Origin of the sequence: Fictibacillus sp. Mic-4, assembly GCF_049843615.1 — a bacterium.
In the GTDB taxonomy this organism is placed as follows: domain Bacteria; phylum Bacillota; class Bacilli; order Bacillales; family Fictibacillaceae; genus Fictibacillus_A; species Fictibacillus_A gelatini.
Genome location: NZ_JBBHZM010000033.1, coordinates 18,809 through 41,493, shown reverse-complemented (window position 1 = coordinate 41,493; position 22,685 = coordinate 18,809). Strand labels below are relative to the sequence as shown.

Sequence of the window (22,685 nt, the reverse complement as noted above, 5' to 3'; positions counted from 1 at the left end):
ACACCTTAGTTTTTCAGTGGCCTCCCTCAGGGCCACATTTTTGTCCTTGAGGCGGGTTCTATTGAACATAAATTCATCTCAGGGCTACATTTTTGTCCTTGAGACAGGTTCTATTGGACATAAATTCATCTCAGGGGCTTATTTTTGTCCTTGAGACAGGTTCTATTGGACATAATTCCGCCTACACTCCTTATTTTGTCGTATCTGTTTTCAAACCCCGGATGCCTTTTTCCTGCCGGGCTTTAGGGTGATTTTGATTAAGTGAAAGGGGGCGATATGTATGGTCAATCAATTCGAAAAAAGGTTTAGAGGACAGAATACAAATTTTATAGAAAAGAGGTTTTTCTATTGAAACAAGCGTTGCTTATTATTGATGCCCAACAAGAATTAGTTGATGGGAATCATGAAGAGAAAAGTGTGTTTAATAAAGAATTATTGCTGGATAACGTGAATTTGGTCATTAATAAAGCGATTGAATCAGATGCTTTCATCGTCTTTATAAGAGATCAAGATGTTGCTGGCGGCAAAGGAGAGGGGTTTCAAATTCATCCAAAAATAAAAGTGCCGAAAGCAACAAAAATATTTGATAAGGCGGCTACAAATTCGTTTTACGGAACGCCGCTATTGAGCTTTTTAAAGGATAACAAGATTGAACATCTTGTTGTCATGGGATGTAAAACGGAACAATGTATTGACACAGCGGTTCGAACGGCGACAGTCAATCACTTTGATGTTACTTTAGTAGGCGATGGACATTCAACGACAGATTCTGTTATACTACCGGCCGAAAAAATAATAAGTCATCATAATAAAATCCTTCATGGTCATTACAATGTTGACCATTTTTCCGTTGTTCGCCTTGCACAAGAAGATTTATTTCAACCCATCCACGACAATTACCGATAATAAGCCATTTTGTCTGGTCGGAAGTTCTGGGAAGAATTAGTGGTTTCAGGCAATTAAGCGATATTATATAGCCGCATTTTCATCGAAAAAGTGCGGCTATTATTTATGAAATAGAAAACCCTTCAGACTAAGGGTTTCAAAAAGCTTTCAGTGAAAAAACTCCCCCCAGAAACTGAATATTTCTGGCTCGCCAACCTAAATATCAGCATACGGAGGATACTCATAGTTTTGCACGTACGACTGGGAAATGTAAGAATCACATCGTATTTACCATTAAGTACAAAAGACATATCATTTATGGGAAATCACAAAGGCATTAGGCACCTTCATAAGAGCACAAAAACTTTGTACTACTTGACAGAAATGTTACTATGAATTTACAAATAAGACAAAAAGGTATTCTAAAAAGATCATTAATAGTTTAACATTATGAGGTGCAAAGAAATGATTGTCGTTGGTGTATTAGGGTCAAATCTTTTTATCGAGGCGGTTTCGAAACATTATTCTTTATTCCCTGAGGTTTCGTTTGTCTCCTATACCTATGAATCCCCACGGGAAATTAATCACTTGATCGAGAAGGCAGGAAGAGAGGTCGACTTTTTACTGTTTTCCGGAATCATCGCCTTTTATTACGGACAAAAGAAACGAGCCGAATACCCGTTAAAAGCAACCTACATCCCATTCAATGAGCTTATGGTCGCCATGTCGCTATTATCCGTTTCGTATCGCGAAAAAATTCCGTTAAAAGAGATGTCGATTGATTTGCCGAATCATGATCTTTTGCACCACGTTTTAACTGAAACCGAAATTTCTGACCGGCCGCTTTTCGTAAAAGATTATCCATGGATTTATAAGATAGATGATGACGTCAAACCACTTGATATTGATCAATTTGTCCGCTTTCACACAGCGTTGTATCAGGAGAAAAAAACGGCTTTTGCCTTGACGAGCATTCATGCCGTATATGAGGAGCTTCAAAAGTTGGGAATCCCATCAACCTATATGATTCAGCCGGAACGATCACTGAAAGAAGGATTGGAAAAAGCCGTTACACTGGCGAAGTTAAACAAAACGAAAGAATCGCAAATCGCCGTTATTTCGATAAAAATACGTGATTATCCAACTTCTAATGATCAAGTGTTTCGCCTTCAATTGTTGCAACATTTACACGAGATTGGAAAACGGCTAAACGCAAGGGTGTCGATGGAGCACTATCAACCGTTTCTCGTTTACACAAATCGCGGATCACTCGAAGCAGTGCAAAACGATAGGAATTTACAGTTCATCCTGGCACTTGAGGAGAAAATAAAAGGTCCGCTCGAAATTGGTATCGGTTTCGGTTATACAATGTATGATGCCGAAAACCACGCAGCACAAGCGCTACAATTTGCGGAAAAGCATTGTGCCGAAAAAACAACCATTTTTGTTCTAGATGAAAATAAAAAGCTAATCGGACCTCTGTTTGAAAATGAAAAACAGCATGTGTTGAAAAACGAAAATCCAAACATTCAAAAGTTAGCTGAAGAGCTTAAAATGAACGCTAAAAATTTGAACCGTTTTATTGATTTTATCCGCGTTCATCAATTCCGATCGTTTTCGGCACAGGATTTGGCGGGTTACTTTGAAATAAGCAGACGTTCTGCGGAAAGATTAATCAAACGCTTTCTTGATCAAGAGTTGCTGGTAATTTCAGGAGAGGAACAACCTTACGATCAGGGACGGCCACGCGCGCTTTACAATATTACAGGGAAGCTAAAAGAATATATCTCCATTTAGTTTCCTGCTTGATTTTTTAGAATTTACTGTCTAATATAAATCTAAGCAATTAACGACATATAAACGACATTTCGCTTGATTGACGTTAAATTTTGAGGAGGAATTAAATTGAACATTATAAAAGCAGAAATTATTGGTATTCATTTGCCTTTAAAATCGCCTTTTATTATTTCGTATGGAACATATGAGCATATGCCATCGATCATCGTCAAACTTGAAACAGATGACGGCGTGGTCGGGTACGGAGAGGCTGTTCCTGATGAACATGTAACAGGGGAATCGTTTTTAAGCGCATTTGAAGTGTTAAAACATCAATTGCTTCCTTCCGTTATGGGAGAGAATCCTTTTGCAATTGAAAAAATCCATCAAGTGATGGACGAGCGAATCGCTGCCAATCCGGCTGCAAAAGCTGCGATTGATATTGCTTGCTACGATTTGATGGGGAAATACTCCAAACAACCCGTATACAACTTGATCGGCGGAAAGTTCCATGAAAAGCTTACATATGCCAGAGTGTTAAGCATCGAGGAGCCGGAAGTGATGGCAGAGAAGGCAAAACAAGCGTTAGCTGACGGTTATCAATCGCTAAAGTTAAAAGTAGGGGAAGCGAATTTCCTAAAAGATATTGACCGGATAAGAAGCGTCCGGGAGGCAGTAGGAGAAGCCGTGCAAATTCGCGTCGATGTGAACCAGGGATGGGTGAACTATTCCACTGCCGTGCAGGCCATTCGGTTGCTTGAGCCTCTTCACATTTCGTGGGTGGAACAGCCAATCAAAATGGGCGACATTGACGGACTTGCTGAACTAAAAAAGAAATCTGTCATTCCGATTATGGCGGATGAAACAATACATCACGGGGGCCATCTTACTGAAATCATCAAGAAAAATGCCGCCGATAAAATCAACATTAAATTGATGAAGTGCGGCGGAATTTATCCGGCCATTCATTTGGCCAAACAGGCAGAATATGCAGGAATCACCAGCCAGATCGGATCGATGGTCGAATCGTCCATCGGGTCAGCTGCCGGCTACCATGCGGCGATGTCAAGAAAAAATATAGAGAGCACGGAATTAACAGGACCGCTTTTATTCAGTAAAGATATTGGGGACTTGCACTATTCAATTCCATTGGTCCATTTAAGCGAAAAACCGGGACTGGGTGTTCATGTCGACGAAGTAGCACTCAATGAACTAACAGTTAAAAAGGAGATTGTCCATTTGAAGTAGAAAGGATGATAAGAGAACGATTAATACGAGGGGGTATTTTTATGGGCAGAGCAGACAACATTATGATTCGTTCCCTTGAATCGGTTAAAGAGCTTGAGAAAGTAAGAGAATTAGAGTCTCTCATCTGGAGTTCTTCTGAATCGACTCCTAGCCATCAGACACTGACGGCTGTTAAAAATGGCGGCATGGTCATTGGCGCTTTTTCGGAGGGTGGCGAGCTAATCGGATTTCAGTATAGTTTCCCTGGCTTTGACGGGGAAAATGTCTACTTATGTTCGCACATTTTAGGCATTCACCCCGAGTTTCAAAAATTAGGCATTGGAGAAAAACTTAAAACCCGCCAAAAAGAAGTTGCGATTGAAAAGGGATATGAACGCATCGTCTGGACATATGATCCGCTGGAAACTGTCAATGGGCATTTGAATTTGCACAAATTAGGCGCCGTTTGTTCGACATACATTGAAAATTGTTATGGCGAAATGGATGATGCTTTGAATCAAGGGATGCCTTCTGATCGCTTTTTAGTAGAGTGGAGAATAAAGGATGAACGCAATAGAAGGAACATTAAACATGATGACCATCCTTATTTAATTCGAGTGGAAAAAGATGCAGAAGGCTTTCTTGTACCTGTCGATATGGATGTAACAAGACATGAAGAAAAAGGCTTGCTCCTTGTGCCCGTGCCGAGCAATTTTCAGCAACTGAAAAAAATGAATGCAGATCTAGCCTTATCATGGAGAATGAATTCGCGGCACGTGTTTTTACATTATTTTCATCATGGCTGGTCAGCTGTTGACCTTATTCGAAGTCCGGTCGACTCTGCTTTATGTTTTTATATTTTGGAGTGTCAAAAATAGTCTTCTTTATTGGGGGCAGAAGTTGATGTGATCGTTTCTAATCGACGAAATACTGTATGAGCTGAAGGTCTGGAATGAGGGTCAGCGGAAAGCAAACCGGCTATAATTTCTCCGGCCAAAGAGGGGATTGCTGGATTAAGCTTTTCAATTGGCTCAAGAGGGGGAGCTTTCGGCATTTGCCCGCTAAAAAGTTGGTGCATCGTAGCGCCGAGGGCATACAGATCTTCTGGCAATTGAGACTTCCCATCAAAAGGCCTTCCGTATTCCGGGGGCACATATCCTTGTGTTCCCCATTCCAAGCTGTCCGGTGATTCAACCGGGCAAGCCCCTTCAAAATCGATGGGACGAAGATAATGGTCTTTCGTTACAATGACATTCATTGGTTTGCAGTCCCTCCATACCCATCCGGCGGAGTGGATATCGTCTAACAGTTTCGCTAATTGAATGCTGTAATTAAGGGCTTTCTCAGTGGGGAGTTTCTCATCTAACAAGGATTGAAGATTAGTGCCTTCAACTTCCTCCATCGCCAAATAGTAATTACCACCTTCTTCGAACGTTGTATATACTTGAGGGACATTTACGCTGTTATAAGCCAGGGACTGAAGAACTTCGGTTTCATGCTTTACTCTCCAGTAGCCATCCCGGTTATCAAATTCGGTTTCGCCGTATTTTCGTCCCTCTTTTAAGATGCAAAGCCGGGCCGGGCTCACACTTAGATCAAGGGCGCGATAAACTCCGCCTTTTCCCCTTTGCGAGATCGCTTCATATACTAACGTCATCGTTTGAAGCGGGCTTAACGGTCTTCGTAGGTTCTCTTTCGGTTCTTTTTGAAAAGGATTTTTTACCCATGAAGGAACGGCTGCCCCGGGCCCGCGAAGGTCGGGAACAAATTGGCCTTCAGGAGTTCGTAAAGCGGGAATGAGGTTGCCATCTATGTCCTCCATTTCCATATTCCGAAATGCTCCATACCGGTAATGGACCCGGCTGCCTTCTATAAATGGGATATCGTATGGGACGGCAGGGCCGGGAAATGATTTTGTCATGATATGCAGCTCATTCGCAAGCCAAACCGCTTCTTGATCCGTTCGAGGATAAATGGTGAGAAACTTTCCTACTTGATTAAACCCATAATATAAACCGCTGTTTAACCTTTTTAATTCTAACATTGAATGGGGAGCTTTAAAAAGAACGCCTAGATCTGATAAAAATGGGGCTACTTTTTCAAATAGATGGCATGCTGAGAGGACTGTTGCGGAAAGATGGAGCTTCCATCCCTGATCGGGTTCCTCCGGTGTAATCAGCCGGTTTTGTCTCCATATTGAATTTTCATGATGAAGGGGAAGGTATTGCTTGCAAAGGCCTTTCCACTTTTTTTCTAACTGATCATATAATAAATGCGGATTCATTATTCCATCCTCAATTAATACGTGGTCGTCGTAAATGGACCAATTGTTGTCGTTGCCGCTGTTGTGAATGGAACAGTAGCTGTTGTCGTAATCGTAACCGCCGTAACTGTTGTAGCTGTTGTAACTATCGCACTAGTTGTAACGACTCCAGCGGTTGTTATCACTGTAAACCTTCCATCTCCTGAACTATCAGGGCCTCCTAAACTGGCGAGATCTTCCGGGCTTGAACGAAAGCAATTCAAAACCTCCGACCATTCCTGATCCTCGTTCCTATTTTTGGCGTTTTCAATCACCATGGCTTTCATTTTCTCGGCAAATTCTTTATCGGTTGTCGCACGCTGTAAAATTTCATTTATATTCATTTTATTAAAAACCTCCATAACTGCAGGGCAGTTTATATAGCCGAAACAGCAAAAGATGCTGCCAATTCACATCTCTTTCTAAATAGTATAATCATGGAAGGTTATCGTTGTCCGGGGGTTTGGCCAAAAAAATGCGTGTACAACTTTTGTTTACTAAAACATCCGTACTTGTCCGATTCATTTCTTATGCGAATCTCATAATCTATTAATAAAAAGTAATGAGGTGAGGGAAATGATAAGGCGAATTAACGCATGTATTGGAGATAAATTGGCTTATTGGCTCTCAACGATGGCCTGCTTTTACGTGGTTGCTGCACTTGTGATTATACCGCTTTTTTTCCAGCATCCGGACACTCTCGTAGGATGGGTTCAATATATTGTACAAAGCATCTTTCAAGGGGTGGCATTGCCTGTCCTGGGATATGTCGCAAGAATCGCCGGGGAAAACCAGGAAAAGATCATTAACGAAACGCATGATGCGGTGATGGAAGAGCTTACCCTTGTAAAGGAAGAGTTGGCTCTTGCACGTGAACACCGCGATGCATTGCAAAAACTGGCCGAAGAGTTAAAGCAACAGTTAAATAAAACGTAATTTAAAAATTATTTTATAAAATTTTGAATAGGACAAACTCTGGAGCGGACACACTAGGGGAAAGGAGGGAATTGGCATGACAGTATTTGAAACCATTTCATTAATGATTAACTTTTCAATGCTCGTTATCGCACTCCTTCACTCCAACAATAAGTCGCTCTAGGGGATCCGGTTACTTGACAAAGTGCCCCCGGGAATATTGTTTCCCGGGGGCACTTTGCTGTCATTTGCTCAAGAAATGGCATTTCGAACCATAAAGGAAATTCACAGGATGGGATGGAAGAATTTACACGTCATTTCCAATAGGATACAATTAAATAAACGGCAACAACTATTGAAAGACGATAATTTTATAGATTATCAAAACATGAAAATTTGAAAGGAAGGGTTAACGTGATCGAGGTTGAACATCTGACAAAAGCGTTCAAAGACAAAAAAAAGACGATAACGGCAGTAAATGACGTTTCTTTTTCCATCCAAAAAGGAGAAGTTGTTGGATTATTAGGTGAAAATGGGGCGGGGAAAACGACAATGCTGCGAATGATTGCTACGGTCTTGCATCCTTCGTGCGGGTCTATCCTTATTGACGGTATAGATATTTTAAAAGATCCGATGAAAATTAAGCGGAAGATCGGTGTATTATTCGGCAGTGAGACAGGGCTTTATGAACGGCTTACAGCCAGAGAAAACTTGCTCTATTTTGCAAAGCTTTACGGAATCAACAATCATGAGGCAAAAGGGAAAGTGGAGCAATTGTCCGTCCGTTTTGGAATGAAAGAATACTTGGATCGAAGAGTAGCAGGATTCTCAAAAGGAATGAGGCAAAAAGTGGCGATAGCCCGAACGCTAATTCATGATCCTGAAGTGATTTTGTTCGATGAGCCCACAACAGGATTAGACATCACATCAGCCAATATGTTTCGCCAGCTGATCCATGAGCTTCGAACAGAAGGAAAAACGATTATCTTCTCAAGCCACATCATGGAAGAAGTGAAGCTCCTTTGCGAGTCTGTCATTATGATCCATAAAGGTGAATTAGTGTATCATGGGAAGCTTAGAGACCTATATGCCGAAGAGAAAAGCGAAGATTTGAATGATATCTTTATGTCTCGATTAGTGGAAGGAGCGTAACGGATGGTCTGGGGAATTTTTAAAAAGGAATTGATCGATTCATTGCGGGATCGGAAAACGATTGTTTTAAGCGTATTAATTCCGATTATTTTAAATGCAGGACTAATGCTACTATTTGATCGTGTAGTGCTGAATAAATCAGAAGACACGATGACAATTGCAGTGAATCAAAATAGCCAATCTACCATTTATAAGTGGCTGTACGATATGAAAAATACGAAAATTAAGGAACTTTCTGATCCAATGGAAGCAGTGAAGGACGGAGACGCGCAAGTCGGCATTAAGGTTGGAAGTGACTTTGACCAAAAACTAAAAAATGGAGGCTCTCCCGAGTTAACCATTTATTCAGATTCTGGAAGCTCAAAAAGCTCGGCAGCAGTTGAAACAGTAAAAAATATAATTTCTATGCACGAGCAAACCATTGTGAATGAAAAACTCCAATCGGCGCATATTGATCCGAAAGTGCTTAACCCGTTTCAAATGAAAGTGAAAAATGTGGCCAAAGATGACGATGGCGGAATGTATTTGGTTTCTCTGTTTGCGCAAATCATCATCGTACTCGGGGTGATGATGGGCGGTGTTTCGGCGGCTAATGATTTGTTTGCCGGAGAGAAAGAGCGGAAAACGATGGAGGCTTTGTTGATCACACCAGTCAAACGGAGTCATTTAATTACGGGAAAATGGTTAACGATTTCAGTGCTGGGGGCCATTACCGGTATATTTTCAACTGTAACATTAGTTGTCTTTATAAAATTTTTTACGACGAATCTGCCAAATGTGTTTGATCTAGAACACGGAGGCGGAAAGCTCATCGCAGCATTGTTGATTGCAATTATTTTATTCGCTTTTTTAGTCGCAAGCATCCAGGTCATTTTCAGCTTGTTTGCCAATACGATGAAAGAAGCGCAAAACTACATTTCTCCTCTTATGTTGCTCGGAATGCTTCCTTATTATTTTTTAATTACGGTTTCCGTCAACGAAATGACGACGATGCATTTCATCATTCCGTTTTTAAACATTTATGCGCTGATTAAGCAATTAATTTACGGTGTTTATTCACTGCAAAATGTTCTGCTAACGATCGGAAGCACACTTGTTTGTATCGTCATATTCTTTACGATTGCCCGGGTGATGTTCGGGAAAGATCGCTGGGTGCTTGAGAAATCTTAGAATAAGAGAAAGCTTGTAGAAAGCCTGAAGATTGGCGGATAGTACACCTGAAAAAATCCTTGTTAGAAACATGACCGATAGGAAATTACAAGAAAGCACATCTTAGAATGAATCTAAAATGTGCTTCTTTATATTAAAGAGACATTCGCTTTGTTTGTTCTAAGAGCTTTCCATCCTCAATAAATACGACACGGTCGCATAAATCGAGCATTCGCCTGTCATGCGTGACCATAATGGCCGCTTTATCTCTTAATTTCACTTCATCGGCAAGCATTTGGACGACCGCGCGTCCCCGTTCTGAATCAAGGCTTGCTGTCGGTTCATCAGCTAAAATGATTTCCGGGTCATTCATCCATGCTCTGGCGATGGCCACCCGCTGGCGTTCGCCACCCGATAAACTCTCTGGATAGTTGTTTTTCCGGTGGGCGAGCCCGAGCCGCTTGAGAAGATCGTCCGCTCTCTTTTCTGCTTTTTCATTAAGAGTGCCCGCCAATTCCGGGATGAGCAGTAATTGATCACGAACTGTTAAATACGGGATTAAATTGGAACTTTGAAAAATGAACCCGATTTTTTCCATCCGGATCCGATTCATTTGTTTTGGCGAAAGATCGTTAATTTCTTCACCGCCAAGGATAATGCGTCCGCTCGAAGGTGAAAGCAAAGCGCCGGCGATCGAAAGAAACGTGCTTTTACCGGAACCGGATGGGCCAACTAATGCGACAAACTCACCAGCTTTCACATGAAGCGAAACATGGTCAAGCACTTTCACAGACGTATCCCCATCACCGAAAACTTTGCTTATGTTATCAAGTACAAGTTTATATTCCATTAGACAGCCCTCCCAATCGCCTCAATCGCATCAATTTTAACGACGCGGTAGAGTGATAACAATGAACCCGCCACAGATACCGCTAAAAATAGACCCGAACAGCCGAACGCCAATAGTGGGTTGAGGTCAAACGGCATGCTGTTTGGCAGAACGGCCGAAATGCCATAAGTCAATGCCATACTGATAACCAGGCTGACAATGGAAAGCATCAGCACCTGAAAAAGAATCGTCCGCGCCAATTGGCTTGATTTTGCCCCGATTGCTTTTAAGACACCAAATTGATTCATTTTTTGAATCGTGATGACATAAAAGAAGACGGCTAATACAAAAGCGGCAATAATGAATAAAAAAACAATCATCATCATAAGTGAGCCTTGCTCTTCTTTGTATCCGGGAATGCCTTTTAACGCCTTGCCCTTAGCTAAAACGTCGACTTCTTTAACATTTTTCTCAATGTTGTCAGCTTTGCCCTGATCGGCTTTCAAGGCTAGAGCGTTGAAGGATAATTTATTTTGGGCATTGGATGGTTGGATAGAAGCCCACTCTTTAAAGTTCATATGGATAACGGGCGTGTGGCTAAACGACTGATTTTTCGTAAAGCCAACAATTTTAAATTCTTTTTCGGATAGTTGATCCTTTATTCGGCTGCCTATACTTAAGCCTTCATTTTTAAACGACTGATCGACAATGATTTCATTTTTAGTTGAATTGTTGATCAAATTGCCTTCCGCAAGTTCCGGCGCCAGCATCCCATTCATATCGATGGCGAAAAACGTGGCATCGATTTTTTTCGATGATCCTTTTTTCGTAACAGTCGTCATTTGCACGCCTAGAGGAGTCGAGGCATTGTTCCCGACAAATTGACGGACGTCTTGTAATTGATCTTCAGATAATAATGACCGGTTGAATCGGTGATCTGAGTCTTTTTGAAGTACGAAATAGTCCGCCTTCATAGTTTGGATCGAAGAAGCATTGTCAGACGATAATCCTTTAGCCAGACCCGAAACAAAAAAGACTAACCAGGCAATGAGGACCATAATCAAACCAATTAGAAGGTAGCGCAATTTGGCATATTGAAATTCGCGCAATGCGAGAAACATGATTCGCTCATCTCCATTCATTAAAAATTAATTCCCTGATTGAAAGTATAGGAATGAAATATGAACGGAAGATGAACGGTTAATTACAATTTGGCAGATTCACGATAAAGGTTGTTCCTTTTCCTAATTGGCTTTCAACATGAATGTGTCCACCATGTAATTCAACAATTTTTTTCGTAATGGCAAGGCCTAAACCGCTCGAGCCTTCTTTTCGGCTTCTCGCTTTGTCCGCTTTATAAAAACGATTGAAAATATGGGGAAGATCCTTTTCTGAAATGCCGATTCCCGTATCTTTAATCTCAATCTGGCATTCCCCGTCATTCTTTCTCAGCCGAAGTGAAATAGATCCGCCATTTTCAGTGAATTTAATGCTGTTTGTAATCAAGTTTGTCCATACCTGGTGAAGCAACTTTTCATCAGCGCGAATGAAGGCCGATGGAAGTTCCATATCAATAGCCAGCTCTTTTTCGCGCCAGCTCCATTCCGTCATCATTAACACTTGTTTCATTTGAGCGGCTACGTCAAACGTGCTTTTCTCCAGAATGTTTTCTTCTTTATCAAGGGAAGCAAGAGTCAATAATTGTTTGCTCAACTGAGACATTCTGCGGCTTTCGTTTTCAATAATGGAAAGATACGTCTGGCGCTCGTCTTCGGATAGATTTTCAGTTTGCAGTGTTTGTGAAAACCCCTGGATGGAGGCAAGCGGCGATTGGATTTCATGCGAAACATTTGAAACAAATTCCTGGCGCATTTCTTCAAGCTGCTCCAAACTTCTTGCCATTTGTGAAAAATGGCTGGCCAGTTTGCCGATTTCATCCCGCCGCTTCACATTCAATTTAATGTTATATTTCCCCTGTGCGAGTTGTTTTGTGGCATCCGTCAATTTAATGATGGGTTTCACGATATAACGGGTGCTGACCAAAACGAAAAGAATACTCAATACGATGGTGAAAAGAAGGATAATTGCAAAAAAGATGCGCAATTCCCCAAATTGAACTTCAACGTTTGGACGGATGAAAAGGGCATACGTTTGATCGTTTACTTTAATGGGAACCCCGATCGTATTGGCAAGAACGTTGTCAAAAAAACCAGTGATAAACAATTTGGAAGGAAAATGAGAAATTCCGTGGTAAACGTGTCCGTTCAAAACGTCTTTAACAATATCGGGATTTAATCCCTTTTCTCTGAACGTCCTCCCATAAAACACACCCCGCTCCTTCTCATCCACAAGGTAAAGCTGATAGCCCAATTGGCCGATGCTCTTCAAATAATCATCCTTGTTTACTTCCGGATGGTTTTCATAAAATGTTTTAACGTCTCTTGCCATCTTTGTCACTTTTGCATCATTGAACGGTTTTAAACTGTATTGGTAATATACATTTGAAATAATAAAGGCGAGGATGCTACTTAAAATCATTACAAAGATGGTCGTTGCGACAATCCGTAAATATAATGTTTTCACTTCTTTAAGACCTCCAGTTTATAGCCGACTCCCCGAACCGTTTTAATGGTGAAATCATCGGTTCGTCCTGCAAAACGCTCTCGCAGCCGCTTAATATGGACATCCACGGTCCGGTCATCCCCGTTAAAATCTGGCCCCCAGATAAGCTGTATTAATTCATCACGCGAAAAAATGCGCTCCGGGTAACTGGCTAACTGAAAGAGCAATTCAAACTCTTTTAATGGAAGCATCAATAGTTTTCCATCACAATGCACTTCATAGCTTTTTCGGTCAATGATAGTATCGTTTAGAGCAATTCTTTCTGCGCTCACCAGTTGATAACGCCGGAGCAGCGCTTTGATACGGAATAGCAGCTCTTTCGGCTCAAATGGTTTGGTCAAATAATCATCTGTTCCGACTGAAAACCCTTTTTCTTTATCAACCAGCTGATCTTTCGCTGTAAGTAATATGACCGGGAAATCATAATCGTTTCTAATTTCCGCACACAGCTGATATCCGTCTTTATTTGGCATCATTACATCGACAATGGCCAAATGGATGTGCTCTTTTGCAATTAAAGTGGCGGCTTCTTCCCCGTCTGCCGCCTCAAAGACAATGTAACCTTCCGTCTGCAGATAGTGTCTGACCAATTCACGAATGTGGGCATCATCATCAGCAATTAAAATATGAATCATCGAATTGACAGCTCCTTACAATATGTTCTGTTGACTCAAGTGTACTCGATTTTATTTTTGAATGAAAATATATGGAGACAAATATAAGTAAGCAAATCAATTTTTATTTCTTTAATGATGTGTCATTATAATAGTAGGTTAGATGATTAAAGAAACTGGAGGCGATAGAATGAAAAGCTTACAGGACACAACAACATTACATAATGGAGTGAAAATGCCATGGGTCGGTCTTGGCGTATGGCGGGTTAATGAAGGGGAAGAGGTCGTCCAATCGGTTAAATGGGCGATCGAGGCAGGATATCGCAGCATCGATACGGCAGCAGTTTACAAAAACGAAGAAGGCGTCGGAAAAGCGATTAAAGAAGCCGGTGTTCCTAGAGAAGAGTTATTTATTACGACAAAAGTGTGGAACGACGATCAAGGCTATGAATCTACGCTTTCCGCTTTTGAAGAAAGCCTAAAAAAGCTCGATCTTGATTATGTCGACCTCTATTTGATTCACTGGCCTGTCAAAGGAAAGTATAAAGAAACATGGCGAGCGCTTGAAAAATTATATAAAGACGGCCGCGTAAAGGCGATTGGTGTCAGCAACTTCCATATTCACCATTTAAAAGATTTGATGGAAGACGCTGAAATTGTCCCGATGGTCAACCAGGTCGAAACCCATCCACGCCTTTCCCAAAAAGAGCTTCTTCAATTCTGTAAGGAAAATAACATCCAAATGGAAGCGTGGAGCCCGCTCATGCAAGGAGAATTGCTTGGCGATCCAACTTTAGTCGAAATCGCCAATAAATATAAGAAAACTCCGGCTCAAGTCATCTTGCGCTGGGATCTGCAAAACGGTGTTGTCGTCATCCCGAAATCAGTCAAGGAACATCGGATTAAAGAAAACGCCGATCTGTTTGATTTTGAACTTTCCCGTGAAGACATGAAGAAAATCGACGGCTTAAACCTTAATAAGCGAGTCGGTCCGGATCCAGACAATTTTAATTTCTAAACAAATAAGTACCGAAGTTGAATGGCACCCTCATGGTTAGATAGTTTCTAACCATGAGAGGTGCTTTTTTGTCTTTAAAAGCATTGCTTCCGTATCGCTATCAGCCAGCCTTCATTACTCCGTTTTATTATCTGGAAAATAAAGAATTTAAAATTGAGCCATTTTATACTAAACTAAAACAAATATCAGATAAGGATTGCCCGGTGGAATGGAAACTTGGGTTAGATCGTAAAAATGTAACATGGCTAAAGCGAATAGCGAATCATAATAGCCATCATTCATAGGAAGGTGGTGGTTACCATTGGAAACATTGCACAGCCTTTATGTCCATCAAGTGTTAGACCATATGGAAATGTATATACGGATTATCATTAGTGCGTTTTTAGGACTTTTTATAGGCTGGGATCGCTCGTTTAAAAACAAGCCCGCCGGACTAAAAACCTATTTATACACTTGCGTTTCCTGTACGTTAATCACCATCGTATCAATTTATAGCGCAGAAGCTTTTTCAAAAGCCAACAGCGGAAAAATGATGGACCCAATGCGTCTTGCCGCGCAAATTGTTACCGGCCTCGGGTTTCTCGGAGCGGGTCTGATCATGAAGGATGGGGTAAAAGTAAAAGGCTTAACATCAGCCGCAATGATATTTTTTGCTGGAGGCGTCGGGATAGGAATTGGAGCAGGATTTTACGGCATTGTCATCTTTTCAGTTTTCATAACATTTATTTTAGCGAAAATTAGCCTTTTTCTAGAAAAGCGAAATTTGCTTTTATCCCCAAGAAAGAAAAAGGACAAAAAAGAAAAAAAAGCAAATCAAACTTATGAAGCGCAAGGATAATCTTTGCTCATGGCTCCCTGATCAAAAAAGGGAGCTTATTTTATATTTAAAGAACAATAGAAATACAAATTATTACCAAATGATTGTGATATACTTTTATTAAGCAAACCAATTGGTTTTAGTAGTATATACAAAAGATAGAAGAACCATCTCAGGCAGGATAGAACGTAAAGGTTAAGGAAGAGGAGGGCTGTAAATGGATGATCAATCTCCGAAATATGTTAAAGCGGTCATTTTTGATTGGGCCGGAACGGTAGTCGATTACGGATGCTTTTCGCCGTTAGCTGTTTTCGTTGAAGTCTTTCGAAAACGAGGGATTGACGTCACGCACGAAGAAGCACGAAAGCCGATGGGGCTTCTGAAATGGGATCACATTGAAGCCATGTGCCAAATGGATCGGATCGCAAACCTTTGGAAAGATAAATATGGACGGCTTCCGGAAACTAAAGATATTGATGCGTTATATGCTGATTTTGAACCGATGCTTTTTTCCATTCTCCCCAACTATTGCACGCTTATTCCTGGAGCAGTTGAAGTCGTTGAACGATTGCGTAAAATGGGCTTGAAAATCGGATCGACCACCGGCTTTACTGCTGAAATGATGTCAATTGTCACGCCTGAAGCAAAACGGCAGGGCTATGAACCAGATTCTATAGTTACGCCTAGTGAAATGCCTGCAGGGCGCCCCTATCCGTGGATGATCTATCAAAATGCGATGAATTTAGGAGTATACCCGATGAAACATATTGTGAAAGTAGGGGATACGATCAGTGACATTCAAGAAGGAATCAATGCCGGGACGTGGACGGTCGGTGTTATTAAAGGCGGAAGCGAGCTCGGGATGAGTGAACAAGAAGTAAATGAATGCGACCCGGGGGTACTGGCAAATCGAATGAAAGTGGTCGCCAGACGATTTAAAGACGCCGGTGCAGATTATGTGATTGAGAGTATCGGAGAATTAGATCAAGTCATACCGAAAATCGACCGGAGAATCTCTCAAATGGAAAGGTGCCACTACTAATTTTTTTAAAATCGTCCTATTTTAGATACAAACTTTTTTTGATGAGGTAAAAGGTTATGGAAATCGCCACCGAACTTATCACAAAAGGAGTAGTCGATAAAACAAGGCTTCTTGTTCAGGAAGAAGCCTTTGAACCGTTGATGGTTTTTAAAAAGCTAGTGCCCCCTCTAGAAAAAAGTTTGGATTTTAGTAATCGAACATTCGTTATTTTTAGAACACCTCGTTAGATCTGTGAAATGAGGAAAAACGATGACGAATCGTTACATCATTTAAAATGATTTCGTTCTCGGACAATAAGTGATCGTATTTGGACAATAAATCATCCGGTTTAGACAAATACAATCATACTTTTGGATAATAAGTGAAAAATAGACTAATTTTATTGTCCGACTGAGGCCATTTATTGTCCGATGATATCTATTTATTGTCGGAAATCGACTGTTTATTGTCCAAATGCCATGAAAATAGCACCATACTAGAGAAATTTGATCCTGTTTTTGCTTCCAACTTCTAATCTTTTTTACAGGTGAAAATTTAGGAAAACTGAAGGGGCACTAGAAAAAATAAGGAAATTAAACAGCTTAAAGAAGATAAAGCAGAAACATTGTTGCAACAGTAGGAAAGTCGGGCATTTCGTTTACTAACGGGATACCTGACTTTCTTTTAATTCTTGAAATGCAATTACAGACCAGACAGTCTCCATTCATATTATTCCACCTCTTACACAATATATCATTTATTGGGGATATTTGAGATATAGAACGTCTATTTTGGAAAAACAAGGGAATAACCGAAACTAAATCGTTATCATTTGTTCATAGAATTGCCCTTAATTAAACAGTGAAAATAGGTATAATGTAGGTGAGAAGCAAAGCAAGATTTACCCGGGTAATAGAAAAGGGGTTTTTGAATGGATAAAGCTTTTAAATGGATGGCTGTTTTTACAACAGTGATTATGTTTATATTAATGATTGCCGGAGCGTTAGTGACGAATACGGGATCCGGAATGGGGTGCGGAAATGATTGGCCGCTCTGCCATGGCAAGTTTATTCCCGAATATACCGTCGAAACGATGATCGAATATACCCATCGCCTTATTACAGGCTTTGCCGGTATGGTTGTTATTGTATTTTCCGTCTGGGCATGGCTTCGCTACAGGGGAAACCGCGAAGTAAAGATCCTTTCATTTATCGGGATTTTATTTATTGTCATTGAATCGTTGTTAGGGGCAGCGGCTGTCATGTGGCCGCAATCTCCATCAGCGCTCGCTCTTCATTTTGGCTTTTCTCTTATGGCATTTACGAGCGTCTTTTTGCTTTCGATTTTTGTTTTGCAGCGGGACAAGGTAAAAGAGTTGGTGAAACAGCCTGTATCAAAAGGATTTAAAGTGTTTGCCTGGATAACGGTGATTTATACGTATGCAGATATTTATTTAGGCGCGTATGTCCGGCATTCGGGGGCAAGCTTAGCCTGTACGGATTTTCCTAAATGTTATCCGGATACATTTATTCCTAATCTTACAGGGCTGGCTGGGGTCCATTTTGCCCACCGTGTTGCCGCTGTCATTCTATTCTTTTTAATAATCGGTTTACTGGTGTACTCGGTACGTCATTTTAAAGAAACGAGACGGGATATTTATGTTGCAAGCCTCATCGCTCTTTTATTAGTTCTAGCGCAAATTGCCAGCGGAATTTCCGTCGTTTTAACAAGGTTGAACATTTTCTCGACTCTGGCTCACGCTGGTTTTATCACATTATTGTTCGGTATGTTAAGTTATATTTGCTTGCAAACATTGAAAAGACCGGAAAAAATGTAGAAAAAGGCCGCGGCTGAAATTCAATTCAGCCTGCGGCCTTTTTTCCTTATTCTGCAAGCAGAGACAATCCGCCATCAACGATGATTGTTTGCCCGCGAATCATGCTTGCTGCCGGCGTGCATAAAAAGTAGACAGCTTCGGCCATGTCTTCCGGTTCGACAATCCGACCTGCGGGGTTTCGCTTTTTGGCAGTCTCAAGCAATTCCTCTCGGTTGGGAAAATGCTTCAATGCATCCGTATCAACTGCGCCCCCGGATACCGCATTTACGACAATGCCTTTTGGCGCTAATTCAACCGCTAAATATCTTGTGATTGCTTCAACGGAAGCTTTTGAAACGCCGACAACGACATAGTTTGGAAGAGCGCGGATGGATCCTAAGCTAGAAAGGGCAACGATAGCGCCGCCGTTATTTTCTTCCATCAGCCTGGCTGCTTCCTGTGCGGCAAATAAATACGCTTTCGCATTGATATTTTGCGTCCAATCCCAATGGTGTTCTTCAATTTCCATCAGTGGCCGCTGAACGCCCGAAGCGGCATTGTTGATGAACACATCAAGGCGTCCAAATGTAGCTTTCGTTTCAGCAAACAAATGGCGGATTTGTTCAATTTCGCCAACGTTGGCTTTAACGATTAGAACCTGAACCCCGTATTTTTCTTCCAATTCAGCTTTCGTTTGTTCAGCATCTTTTTTCTTGCGCATAAAATTTAAGACAAGATGATATCCTTCAGAGGCGAATTTCGACGCGATCGCTTTTCCGATTCCTCGCGTCCCGCCTGTAATTAATGCTACCTTTTTGCTCAATATGATCGTCTCCTTAGAACCTAATGTTATTACCTGGTACTAATTTTATAGACGGAAGAAGGGGATGTCAAATAAATAATAAACCCCTGCTTGTAGTAAGCAGGGGGGATGGTGTACCAGTTTTTCCGGAAAAAGCAGCTATGCGTTAATTTATTCGTCTACTTTGAGCGCTTATTCGTTTTAAGCGGCTACTTATTCGTCTTCCTAAAAAAGCTCTGGCTCTATTTCCCGCGATGTTTTGCTTTCGCTTTTTGCCGCTTAATTTCTCGTTTCCGTTCGTTTAACGCTTCTTTTTGGAGACGGGATAACGTTTTCCGCTCTTTTTTTGCTTGTTCAATTTGGATTCTCATCGCTTCTTGCGCCTGAGAAGTTACGCCCTTTTTCTTTAGTTCTTTGGCAGCTTCTCTTTGGGCCCGTTTCGGATTTCGTTTCGTTTCCTCTTTCGTGGTAACGGAAATCCCTTTTTGGTTGCTTTGCTCGATCAGGGGTAGAAGCTGGTAGTTAACAAAACTTAATACTTCCGGATCGCTCGGTTCAGGACCAAAAACATATCGGTACACTTTCAAGTTAGAGCCGTTTATCTTTTCGATGATGCCGACCCAAAATTGACCATCATGCATTACAGTCAATTTCATAAAAATCCCTCCTCAAAAAACTTGAGGAATGATGGACAACCCGAGGAGGGCAGGTTACTGACACCGCATGAATTGCGATGCGCCCGGACTACCAACCGGACCGTGATTTTACATTCCCGACTAACATTATATGCCAAAAAAATAAGCTGAACAAGAGATGACTGGCAAAAACAAAATCGTAACGAAATGGGCGAATATCGTGTATAGTCAAAGAAAACGGCATGAATAGAAGGAGAAAAGTATGGTCTTCAACGTATTTGTTTATGGGACCCTTCGAAAAGGGGAAAAGTATCACCATTATTTGAAAACTGCAAAACGATTAGAAGAAAACTGCTGGACGTATGGAAAGCTGTATGACACGGGCTGCGGTTATCCGGCAATGATCATCGATAGGGTACAAAAGGTTGTTGGAGAGGTGTACGAGGTTGACGGTCCGACGTTAAAGGCATTGGATCAGTTGGAAGGCTACAATCAAACCGGTGAGGAAGAACGATATGATCGGATCATTCAAACGATTTATACTGAAAAAGGGTCGATTGAAGCATTCGTCTACGTGATGAAAGAGGGCCAGGTAATGCGGGAACGTTTCATACTGGATGGTGACTGGGTCACTTATCGGAAACAAAAAACGTCAGGCAAATATGTATAGCTTCATTTTAAACTTGATCAAAATGGGGAACCTATAAAGTGAATCTAGACTTTGAGGTTACAAATGATGAAAATGCAAACAAACCATCGGCCATATCCATTGCCAAAACGCCCGTGGATCATGACACAGACGTGGAATGATGTGATTTTTGCTCATTGGCCAATTTCTATTGATCAACTTAAGGATAAAGTTCCTCCGCAGTTGGAAATTGATACGTTCGAAGGGCGGGCATGGATCGGAATCGTCCCGTTTCATATCACGGATTTCAAAGTAAGAGACGTCTTTTCGATTCCATTTACGGATGCTTTTCCCGAAATCAATTTGCGCACGTATGTGGTTTACGATGACAAACCGGGCGTTTATTTTTTTAGCCTTGATGCCGGCCACTGGATGGCGGCTCGATTAGCCCGAATGTTTACTCCGCTCGCCTATCATTTTGCAAAAATAGATGTAACGAAGAAGGATGGGGAAATTTCGTATAAAAGCAGCCGCCAGGGCAGAAACGGCGGAAACGGTGAATTCGAAGGTTTATTTTCTCCATCTTCGACAAATTTTCAATCCGAAAAAGGTTCATTGGATGAATGGTTAACAGAGCGGTACTGTTTATATACGTCGAGCGGAAAAAACATGTATCGGATCGATATTCACCACGAAAAATGGGAGTTACAAAAAGCCGAAGGGGAAATTTTAGCGGAAACACTCACTTCTTCACATGGGATTATATTACCCGATGAAAAACCGCTGTTACACTACGCTTCCTGCAATAAAACACTTATTTGGCCAATCATACAGGTGAAAAAGTGAAAGTGCTGTTATTCATTTATAAAAATAAATAGGCTTTACCGGATGGATTTAATCTCTTCTTTTCTCAAGCGAAAAGCAACGATCAACTTGATCATGATGGGAAAACCGTTAGAGAAAAGAACCCGGAAGCGGTTTGAAAATAGCAAAAAGGAGCGGTCAATGCGAGACCACTCCTTTTTTAAAAATTACACATGAGCTCCTTGTGGTTGGCGTTTTAAAAACGCTTCGAGATCATCCATAAATTGATGGAATTGAGGAATATCCATTTGTTGAGCAGAGTCGGAAAGTGCAACAGCCGGATCTGGATGCACTTCTGCCATGACCGCATCGGCACCGATCGCAATCGCTGCTTTTGCACATGGAAGTAGTAAGTCTTTGCGTCCAGTAGAATGCGTTACGTCAACAACGACAGGCAAATGTGTTTCCTTCTTCAAAATTGGAACAGCGGAAATATCCAATGTGTTGCGGGTCGCTTTCTCGTACGTGCGAATGCCGCGTTCGCATAAAATGATCTGGTCATTACCTTGAGCAAGAATGTATTCAGCAGCATACATGAATTCTTCGATTGTCGCCGACAGTCCGCGTTTTAATAATACCGGTTTGTAAACCGATCCTGCCGCTTTCAATAATTCAAAGTTTTGCATGTTGCGCGCCCCGATTTGGATGACATCAACATAATCCAATGACATTTCAATATCATTCGGATTTAAAATTTCACTGACAACCGCCATGTCAAGTTCGTCCGCAACCTGACGCAAAATCTTCAACCCTTCGATGCCAAGGCCCTGGAAGTCATATGGGGAGGTCCGCGGCTTAAATGCGCCGCCGCGAAGCAATTTAAGTCCTCGCTCTTTCATTGCCTGCGCAACAGATTTCACTTGCTCGTAGCTTTCTACTGCACATGGGCCCATTACGAAATGCGTATTTCCGTCGCCAATATGTTCACCTTTTACAGATACGACCGTATCCTCAGGTTTTTTCTTGCGGGATACGAGAAGCGCTTTTCGGTTATCGGTTTCTTGAAGATCCAAACACGCTTTGAAAATTTGTTTGAAAATATGTTGCAGTGTAGACGTTTCGAAAGGTCCGTTATTGTTATTCGCGACAAGATCAAGAATGTTCCGCTCGCGAACAGGATCGAAACGCTTCACTCCTTGCGCTTCTTTTATTTTTCCAATCTTTTTCGCAATATTGCCGCGTTCATTTAATAACTCTAAAATTTGCAATGTCACTTGATCCATTTCAGAACGCAATACTTCAAGCTCGTTGTTTGACACTTTAAGTTCCTCCCCGGTTTTTTATATTGTTTTTAAGCGTTAAAGTAGAATGCTTTCGAGCTTTAACGCATTAATCTGTGTACGAATGGTTCGATATTGTGTTATACTGTAAACCAGAAATCATTCAACTGTCAAGAAAAAATTTTAAAGTTTTTCACGGTTGTTTCGAAATTTTTTAAAAATACAAATTACCTCTTTACAACAAGAGCTCTTTCATGGTACAACTTCTTATAAATCAAATAAAAAAAACGCGATGAAAGGTTAAAGTAGTGTTCATCTCCCTGTTACCCAGAGAACTGATGGTCGGTGGAAAATCAGTACAAAGTTGAACGCGAATTACCCCTTGAGCATCTT

At 41.3% G+C, this 22,685-nt stretch carries 25 protein-coding genes and 1 other annotated feature (1 of these 26 cut by a window edge); of the genes, 16 read left to right on the top strand and 9 right to left on the bottom strand.

Features of this window, described 5'->3' with window-relative positions:
• Positions 1 to 348: 348 nt before the first annotated feature.
• The 4 genes from WD019_RS17410 (at position 349) to WD019_RS17395 (ending at position 4,766) form a co-directional block, all read left to right on the top strand.
• On the top strand, positions 349 to 906 hold the full coding sequence (locus WD019_RS17410; RefSeq protein ID WP_026679323.1) for an isochorismatase family protein: 558 nt from the start codon (positions 349 to 351) through the stop codon (positions 904 to 906).
• A gap of 444 nt (positions 907 to 1,350) precedes the next feature.
• On the top strand, positions 1,351 to 2,682 hold the full coding sequence (locus WD019_RS17405; RefSeq protein WP_425712302.1) for a hypothetical protein: 1,332 nt from the start codon (positions 1,351 to 1,353) through the stop codon (positions 2,680 to 2,682).
• A 108-nt stretch (positions 2,683 to 2,790) separates the two neighbouring features.
• Entirely contained in the window at positions 2,791 to 3,909 is a 1,119-nt protein-coding gene (locus WD019_RS17400) for a mandelate racemase/muconate lactonizing enzyme family protein (RefSeq protein WP_425712301.1), read from the top strand.
• A gap of 41 nt (positions 3,910 to 3,950) precedes the next feature.
• Entirely contained in the window at positions 3,951 to 4,766 is an 816-nt protein-coding gene (locus tag WD019_RS17395; protein ID WP_026679326.1) for a GNAT family N-acetyltransferase, read from the top strand.
• On the opposite strand, the gene WD019_RS17390 is transcribed toward WD019_RS17395, so the two are convergent.
• Together WD019_RS17390 and WD019_RS17385 are read right to left on the bottom strand one after the other, a co-directional pair.
• Entirely contained in the window at positions 4,757 to 6,172 is a 1,416-nt protein-coding gene (locus WD019_RS17390) for a protein kinase domain-containing protein (protein ID WP_425712300.1), read from the bottom strand. The two genes, WD019_RS17395 and WD019_RS17390, sit on opposite strands and share 10 nt — an antisense overlap.
• 14 nt (positions 6,173 to 6,186) lie before the next feature.
• Positions 6,187 to 6,534 carry a hypothetical protein gene (locus WD019_RS17385; protein ID WP_026679328.1) on the bottom strand — a complete coding sequence of 116 codons (348 nt, stop codon included), beginning with the start codon at positions 6,532 to 6,534 and terminating at the stop codon, positions 6,187 to 6,189.
• 232 nt (positions 6,535 to 6,766) lie between these two features.
• Between WD019_RS17385 and WD019_RS17380 the strand changes: the two genes are divergently transcribed.
• The 4 genes from WD019_RS17380 (at position 6,767) to WD019_RS17365 (ending at position 9,427) form a co-directional block, all read left to right on the top strand.
• Positions 6,767 to 7,126: a hypothetical protein gene (locus WD019_RS17380; RefSeq protein WP_051291618.1), complete on the top strand. Its 360-nt coding sequence runs from the start codon at positions 6,767 to 6,769 to the stop codon at positions 7,124 to 7,126.
• 76 nt (positions 7,127 to 7,202) lie between these two features.
• Positions 7,203 to 7,289: a putative holin-like toxin gene (locus WD019_RS17375; protein ID WP_407636419.1), complete on the top strand. Its 87-nt coding sequence runs from the start codon at positions 7,203 to 7,205 to the stop codon at positions 7,287 to 7,289.
• 230 nt (positions 7,290 to 7,519) lie between these two features.
• Positions 7,520 to 8,257 carry an ATP-binding cassette domain-containing protein gene (locus tag WD019_RS17370; protein WP_026679331.1) on the top strand — a complete coding sequence of 246 codons (738 nt, stop codon included), beginning with the start codon at positions 7,520 to 7,522 and terminating at the stop codon, positions 8,255 to 8,257.
• 3 nt (positions 8,258 to 8,260) lie between these two features.
• On the top strand, positions 8,261 to 9,427 hold the full coding sequence (locus WD019_RS17365; RefSeq protein ID WP_026679332.1) for an ABC transporter permease: 1,167 nt from the start codon (positions 8,261 to 8,263) through the stop codon (positions 9,425 to 9,427).
• Between the two features lie 133 nt (positions 9,428 to 9,560).
• Here WD019_RS17365 and WD019_RS17360 read toward each other — a convergent pair whose 3' ends face one another.
• The 4 genes from WD019_RS17360 to WD019_RS17345 form a co-directional block, all read right to left on the bottom strand.
• Positions 9,561 to 10,256: an ABC transporter ATP-binding protein gene (locus WD019_RS17360; protein ID WP_026679333.1), complete on the bottom strand. Its 696-nt coding sequence runs from the start codon at positions 10,254 to 10,256 to the stop codon at positions 9,561 to 9,563.
• On the bottom strand, positions 10,256 to 11,356 hold the full coding sequence (locus WD019_RS17355; RefSeq protein ID WP_425712304.1) for an ABC transporter permease: 1,101 nt from the start codon (positions 11,354 to 11,356) through the stop codon (positions 10,256 to 10,258). The genes WD019_RS17360 and WD019_RS17355 overlap by 1 nt, the downstream gene beginning before the upstream one ends.
• 79 nt (positions 11,357 to 11,435) lie before the next feature.
• Positions 11,436 to 12,818 (bottom strand): sensor histidine kinase, encoded by a 1,383-nt coding sequence (locus WD019_RS17350; protein ID WP_425712299.1) that lies wholly within the window; start codon positions 12,816 to 12,818, stop codon positions 11,436 to 11,438.
• Entirely contained in the window at positions 12,815 to 13,492 is a 678-nt protein-coding gene (locus WD019_RS17345; RefSeq protein ID WP_026679336.1) for a response regulator transcription factor, read from the bottom strand. Before WD019_RS17345 ends, WD019_RS17350 begins: the two co-directional genes overlap by 4 nt.
• Positions 13,493 to 13,661: 169 nt before the next feature.
• Between WD019_RS17345 and WD019_RS17340 the strand changes: the two genes are divergently transcribed.
• The 6 genes from WD019_RS17340 (at position 13,662) to WD019_RS17315 (ending at position 18,164) form a co-directional block, all read left to right on the top strand.
• Complete coding sequence (locus WD019_RS17340; RefSeq protein ID WP_425712298.1) at positions 13,662 to 14,489, top strand: aldo/keto reductase; 828 nt, start codon at positions 13,662 to 13,664, stop codon at positions 14,487 to 14,489.
• A 68-nt stretch (positions 14,490 to 14,557) separates the two neighbouring features.
• Positions 14,558 to 14,773, top strand: coding sequence for a hypothetical protein (locus WD019_RS17335; RefSeq protein ID WP_425712297.1), 216 nt, complete (start codon positions 14,558 to 14,560; stop codon positions 14,771 to 14,773).
• 17 nt (positions 14,774 to 14,790) lie between these two features.
• Positions 14,791 to 15,327 (top strand): MgtC/SapB family protein, encoded by a 537-nt coding sequence (locus WD019_RS17330; RefSeq protein WP_081412770.1) that lies wholly within the window; start codon positions 14,791 to 14,793, stop codon positions 15,325 to 15,327.
• A gap of 196 nt (positions 15,328 to 15,523) precedes the next feature.
• Positions 15,524 to 16,348 carry a phosphonoacetaldehyde hydrolase gene (gene phnX / locus WD019_RS17325; protein ID WP_026679339.1) on the top strand — a complete coding sequence of 275 codons (825 nt, stop codon included), beginning with the start codon at positions 15,524 to 15,526 and terminating at the stop codon, positions 16,346 to 16,348.
• Positions 16,349 to 16,404: 56 nt separating this feature from the next.
• The gene (locus tag WD019_RS17320) at positions 16,405 to 16,575 is read left to right on the top strand and encodes a hypothetical protein (RefSeq protein ID WP_425712296.1); all 171 of its coding nucleotides are present in this window, start codon (positions 16,405 to 16,407) and stop codon (positions 16,573 to 16,575) included.
• A gap of 683 nt (positions 16,576 to 17,258) precedes the next feature.
• A complete protein-coding gene (locus WD019_RS17315) occupies positions 17,259 to 18,164 on the top strand; it encodes a COX15/CtaA family protein (protein ID WP_425712295.1) in 906 nt (301 codons plus the stop codon).
• Between the two features lie 46 nt (positions 18,165 to 18,210).
• On the opposite strand, the gene fabL is transcribed toward WD019_RS17315, so the two are convergent.
• Together fabL and WD019_RS17305 are read right to left on the bottom strand one after the other, a co-directional pair.
• Positions 18,211 to 18,972 (bottom strand): enoyl-[acyl-carrier-protein] reductase FabL, encoded by a 762-nt coding sequence (gene fabL, locus WD019_RS17310; protein ID WP_211235591.1) that lies wholly within the window; start codon positions 18,970 to 18,972, stop codon positions 18,211 to 18,213.
• Between the two features lie 215 nt (positions 18,973 to 19,187).
• Positions 19,188 to 19,601, bottom strand: a complete 414-nt coding sequence (locus WD019_RS17305; protein WP_026679343.1) for a YjdF family protein — start codon at positions 19,599 to 19,601, stop codon at positions 19,188 to 19,190.
• Positions 19,602 to 19,842: 241 nt separating this feature from the next.
• Here WD019_RS17305 and WD019_RS17300 point away from each other — a divergent pair, with 241 nt between their 5' ends.
• Together WD019_RS17300 and WD019_RS17295 are read left to right on the top strand one after the other, a co-directional pair.
• Positions 19,843 to 20,250, top strand: coding sequence for a gamma-glutamylcyclotransferase family protein (locus WD019_RS17300; protein WP_026679344.1), 408 nt, complete (start codon positions 19,843 to 19,845; stop codon positions 20,248 to 20,250).
• 63 nt (positions 20,251 to 20,313) lie between these two features.
• A complete protein-coding gene (locus tag WD019_RS17295) occupies positions 20,314 to 21,054 on the top strand; it encodes a YqjF family protein (protein WP_425712294.1) in 741 nt (246 codons plus the stop codon).
• 185 nt (positions 21,055 to 21,239) lie between these two features.
• On the opposite strand, the gene WD019_RS17290 is transcribed toward WD019_RS17295, so the two are convergent.
• Positions 21,240 to 22,331, bottom strand: a complete 1,092-nt coding sequence (locus tag WD019_RS17290) for a bifunctional 3-deoxy-7-phosphoheptulonate synthase/chorismate mutase (protein WP_026679346.1) — start codon at positions 22,329 to 22,331, stop codon at positions 21,240 to 21,242.
• Positions 22,332 to 22,575: 244 nt separating this feature from the next.
• Positions 22,576 to 22,685 (top strand) — a binding site (T-box leader) (it continues 115 nt past the right edge of the window).

Bases quoted from the DNA above. Each gene is read 5' to 3' on its own strand.
- WD019_RS17355 (WP_425712304.1), bottom strand. From the start codon at position 11,356: ATGTTTCTCGCATTGCGCGAATTTCAATATGCCAAATTGCGCTACCTT.
- WD019_RS17345 (WP_026679336.1), bottom strand. From the start codon at position 13,492: ATGATTCATATTTTAATTGCTGATGATGATGCCCACATTCGTGAATTG.
- WD019_RS17320 (WP_425712296.1), top strand. From the start codon at position 16,405: ATGGAAATCGCCACCGAACTTATCACAAAAGGAGTAGTCGATAAAACA.
- WD019_RS17295 (WP_425712294.1), top strand. From the start codon at position 20,314: ATGATGAAAATGCAAACAAACCATCGGCCATATCCATTGCCAAAACGC.
- WD019_RS17395 (WP_026679326.1), top strand. From the start codon at position 3,951: ATGGGCAGAGCAGACAACATTATGATTCGTTCCCTTGAATCGGTTAAA.
- WD019_RS17340 (WP_425712298.1), top strand. From the start codon at position 13,662: ATGAAAAGCTTACAGGACACAACAACATTACATAATGGAGTGAAAATG.
- WD019_RS17390 (WP_425712300.1), bottom strand. From the start codon at position 6,172: ATGAATCCGCATTTATTATATGATCAGTTAGAAAAAAAGTGGAAAGGC.
- WD019_RS17365 (WP_026679332.1), top strand. From the start codon at position 8,261: ATGGTCTGGGGAATTTTTAAAAAGGAATTGATCGATTCATTGCGGGAT.
- WD019_RS17300 (WP_026679344.1), top strand. From the start codon at position 19,843: ATGGTCTTCAACGTATTTGTTTATGGGACCCTTCGAAAAGGGGAAAAG.
- WD019_RS17405 (WP_425712302.1), top strand. From the start codon at position 1,351: ATGATTGTCGTTGGTGTATTAGGGTCAAATCTTTTTATCGAGGCGGTT.
- WD019_RS17360 (WP_026679333.1), bottom strand. From the start codon at position 10,256: ATGGAATATAAACTTGTACTTGATAACATAAGCAAAGTTTTCGGTGAT.
- WD019_RS17305 (WP_026679343.1), bottom strand. From the start codon at position 19,601: ATGAAATTGACTGTAATGCATGATGGTCAATTTTGGGTCGGCATCATC.
- WD019_RS17375 (WP_407636419.1), top strand. From the start codon at position 7,203: ATGACAGTATTTGAAACCATTTCATTAATGATTAACTTTTCAATGCTC.
- WD019_RS17380 (WP_051291618.1), top strand. From the start codon at position 6,767: ATGATAAGGCGAATTAACGCATGTATTGGAGATAAATTGGCTTATTGG.
- WD019_RS17315 (WP_425712295.1), top strand. From the start codon at position 17,259: ATGGATAAAGCTTTTAAATGGATGGCTGTTTTTACAACAGTGATTATG.
- WD019_RS17385 (WP_026679328.1), bottom strand. From the start codon at position 6,534: ATGAATATAAATGAAATTTTACAGCGTGCGACAACCGATAAAGAATTT.
- phnX (WP_026679339.1), top strand. From the start codon at position 15,524: ATGGATGATCAATCTCCGAAATATGTTAAAGCGGTCATTTTTGATTGG.